Source organism: Streptomyces sp. UH6 (assembly GCF_013421635.1).
Classification (GTDB): Bacteria; Actinomycetota; Actinomycetes; order Streptomycetales; family Streptomycetaceae; genus Streptomyces; species Streptomyces abyssomicinicus.
This window is the reverse complement of sequence record NZ_JACADT010000615.1, coordinates 1-3,481: the sequence shown is the minus strand read 5'-3', so window position 1 is coordinate 3,481 and position 3,481 is coordinate 1. Positions and strand designations below refer to the sequence as shown.

Sequence of the window (3,481 nt, the reverse complement as noted above, 5' to 3'; positions counted from 1 at the left end):
GAATCACCGGGGGGCGTGTTTCGCGGCGACCACCGCGTCGAAGACGTCCCGCTTCGGGAGCCCCGCCTCCGCGGCGACCGCGGCGATCGCCTCCTTGCGCCGCTCCCCCGCCTCCTCGCGCACCCGGACCCTGCGGACGAGTTCCTCCGCGTCCACGTCGCCCGGCGCGGGCTCGGGCGCGCCCTCGACCACCACCGTGATCTCGCCCCGCACCCCCTCCTTCGCCCACGCCGCCAGCTCGGCCAGCGGTCCCCGCCGGACCTCCTCGTAGGTCTTGGTCAGCTCCCGGCAGACCGCCGCCCGCCGGTCGCCGCCGAACACCTCGGCCATCGCGGCGAGCGTGTCGTCCAGCCGGTGCGGCGCCTCGAAGTAGACGAGGGTGCGCCGTTCACCGGCGACCTCCCGCAGCCGTCCCAGCCGCTCGCCGGCCTTGCGCGGCAGGAACCCCTCGAAGCAGAACCGGTCCACCGGCAGCCCGGACAGCGCCAGCGCGGTCAGGACCGCCGACGGTCCCGGCACGGCGGTGACCTTGATGTCGTGCTCCACGGCGGCGGCGACCAGCCGGTACCCGGGGTCGGAGACCGACGGCATGCCCGCGTCCGTCACCAGCAGCACCCGGGCGCCGCCGCGCAGCGCCTCGACCAGCTCGGGCGTGCGGGCGGTCTCGTTGCCCTCGAAGTAGGAGACGACCCGCCCCTCGGTGCGCACCCCGAGCGCCTGGGTGAGGCGGCGCAGCCTGCGGGTGTCCTCGGCGGCGACCACGTCCGCCGCGGCGAGTTCCTGGGCCAGGCGCGGCGGGGCGTCCGCCACGTCCCCGATGGGCGTGCCGGCGAGCACGAGGACGCCGCCCGCCGGGGAGGAGGAGGGAGAGGAAGAGGGGGAGGAGGCGGGGGAAACGGACACGGAGGGCGAGTCGGAAGGCGTATCGGTCACCATTCCATCGTCCCAGCCCGCCAACCCTGCCCCACGCACCGCCCTGTTCCCTACGATGGCGCGGTGACCAGTACCCCGACCGACACGGACCTCCGGCAGGACCGGCCGCCGCTCAAGGGCGAGGCCGCGGGCCCGCCCGTCGGCGACGTCCGCAGCCGGCTGGTGCCCCCGTTCATGTCGCCCGGCCCGCGCCTGTGGGAGACGCTGCGGATCCCGCCGGGCACCGGCGACACCGTCGCGCGCTGGACCGGCTGGGTGGGCCCGCTGCTGGTCACCCTCTTCGCCGGCCTGCTGCGCTTCCGGGACCTGGGGAGCCCCCGGGCGGTGATGTTCGACGAGACGTACTACGCGAAGGACGCGTGGGCGCTCGTGCACCGCGGGTTCGAGCTGAGCTGGCCCAAGGACGTCGACAAACTGATCATCGAGCAGGGCGGCGACGTCCCGCTGCCGGTCGACCCGGCCTACGTGGTGCATCCGCCGGTCGGCAAGTACGTGATCGGGCTGGGCGAGCTGATGTTCGGCTTCGACCCGTTCGGCTGGCGGTTCATGGTCGCGGTGCTCGGCACGCTGTCGGTGCTGATGCTCTGCCGGATCGGCCGCCGGATGTTCCGCTCGACGTTCCTGGGCTGCCTGGCCGGTCTGCTGCTGGCGGTCGACGGGCTGCACTTCGTGATGAGCCGGACCGCGCTGCTGGACGGCGTGCTGATGTTCTTCGTGCTGGCCGCGTTCGGCTGCCTGGTGGTGGACCGGGACCGGGCGCGGGCCCGGCTGGCCGCCGCGCTGCCGGCGGACGACCGGGGCTGGGTGCGGCCGGACGCGGAGATCGCGCGGACGCTGCGGCTGGGCGCGCGGCCGTGGCGGTGGGCGGCCGGTCTGATGATGGGCCTGGCCATCGGCACCAAGTGGAGCGGGTTCGTGGTGCTGGCGGCGTTCGGGCTGCTGACGGTCCTGTGGGACGTGGGCGCCCGGCGTACCGCGGGGGCGCGGAACCCGTACACGGCGGTGCTGCGGCGGGACGTGGTGCCGGCGTTCGTGGCGACGGTGCCGGTCGCCGTCGTGACCTATGTGGCGTCGTGGACCGGCTGGATCCTCTCCTCCGACGACGGCACGGGCGGCTACTACCGCAACTGGGCGGCCACCGAGGGGCAGAACGCGGGCTGGACGTTCCTGCCGGAGTGGCTGCGCAGCCTCTGGCACTACGAGAGCCAGGTGTGGGGCTTCCACGTGGGCCTGACCTCGCCGCACACCTACGAGTCGAACCCGTGGTCGTGGCTGGTGATGGGCCGCCCGGTCTCCTACTTCTACGAGTCGCCCGGCCCGGGCCAGGACGGCTGCCCCTCGGACGTGGTGGACAAGTGCGCCCGCGAGGTGCTGGCCATCGGCACCCCGATGCTGTGGTGGGCGGGCTGCTTCGCGCTGCTGTACGTGCTGTGGCGGTGGGCGCTGCGCCGCGACTGGCGGGCCGGGGGGATCCTGTGCGGGATCGCGGCCGGATACCTGCCGTGGTTCATGTACCAGGAGCGGACGATCTTCCTGTTCTACGCGGTGGCCTTCGTGCCGTTCCTCTGCCTGGCGCTGGCGATGACGGCGGGGGCGCTGCTGGGGCGGCCGGACGCGGGCGAGACGCGGCGGGTGGCGGGGATCTCCGGCGTGGGCCTGCTGGTGCTGATGGTGGTGTGGAACTTCGCGCACTTCTGGCCGATCCTCACCGGGGAGCCGATCCCGCTGGAGGAGTGGCAGACCCGGATGTGGCTGGACACGTGGGTGTGACGGCCGGGGCCCGACGACGGCGGGCCGAGGGGCGGTCGCGGCAACGTACGCTGGTGCCGTGAGCAGCCCCACCCCCGCCGACGCCCTTCTCGGTCCCGCAGACGTACGCGAACTCGCCGCCGCCCTCGGGGTCCGCCCCACCAAGCAGCGCGGCCAGAACTTCGTGATCGACGCCAACACCGTGCGCCGTATCGTCCGCACCGCCGAGGTCCGCCCCGAGGACACCGTGGTCGAGGTGGGTCCGGGTCTGGGCTCGCTGACGCTGGCCCTGCTGGAGGTCGCCGACCGGGTCACCGCCGTGGAGATCGACGACGTGCTGGCCGCGGCGCTGCCCGCGACGATCACCGCGCGGATGCCGGAGCGCGCCGAGCGGTTCGCGCTGGTGCACTCCGACGCCATGCAGGTGACGGAGCTGCCCGGTCCGGCCCCGACGGCGCTGGTGGCGAACCTGCCGTACAACGTGGCGGTGCCGGTGCTGCTGCACATGCTGGAGAGGTTCCCCAGCATCGAGCGCACGCTGGTGATGGTGCAGGCCGAGGTCGCCGACCGGCTGGCCGCGGGCCCGGGCAACAAGGTGTACGGCGTGCCGTCGGTGAAGGCCAACTGGTACGCCGAGGTCAAGCGCGCCGGGGCGATCGGGCGGAACGTGTTCTGGCCCGCCCCGAACGTGGACAGCGGCCTGGTCTCGCTGGTCCGCCGTACCGAGCCGATCGCGACCTCGGCCTCCCGGCAGGAGGTGTTCGCGGTGGTCGACGCCGCGTTCGCGCAGCGCCGCAAG

3 protein-coding genes are annotated in these 3,481 nt (G+C 73.9%); 2 read left to right on the top strand and 1 reads right to left on the bottom strand.

Features of this window, described 5'->3' with window-relative positions:
- Positions 1–3: 3 nt before the first annotated feature.
- Positions 4–936 carry a 16S rRNA (cytidine(1402)-2'-O)-methyltransferase gene (gene rsmI / locus HW445_RS23065; RefSeq protein ID WP_218957301.1) on the bottom strand — a complete coding sequence of 311 codons (933 nt, stop codon included), beginning with the start codon at positions 934–936 and terminating at the stop codon, positions 4–6.
- 60 nt (positions 937–996) lie between these two features.
- Between rsmI and HW445_RS23060 the strand changes: the two genes are divergently transcribed.
- Both HW445_RS23060 and rsmA read left to right on the top strand, forming a co-directional pair.
- Complete coding sequence (locus HW445_RS23060; RefSeq protein WP_180222876.1) at positions 997–2,703, top strand: phospholipid carrier-dependent glycosyltransferase; 1,707 nt, start codon at positions 997–999, stop codon at positions 2,701–2,703.
- 58 nt (positions 2,704–2,761) lie between these two features.
- Positions 2,762–3,481 (top strand): 16S rRNA (adenine(1518)-N(6)/adenine(1519)-N(6))-dimethyltransferase RsmA (gene rsmA / locus HW445_RS23055; RefSeq protein ID WP_180222875.1); only part of this gene is annotated, 720 nt, incomplete at its 3' end.

What these genes read in the sequence shown, in the direction of transcription:
- rsmI (WP_218957301.1), bottom strand. Translation starts at nt 936, where the DNA reads ATGGTGACCGATACGCCTTCCGACTCGCCCTCCGTGTCCGTTTCCCCC.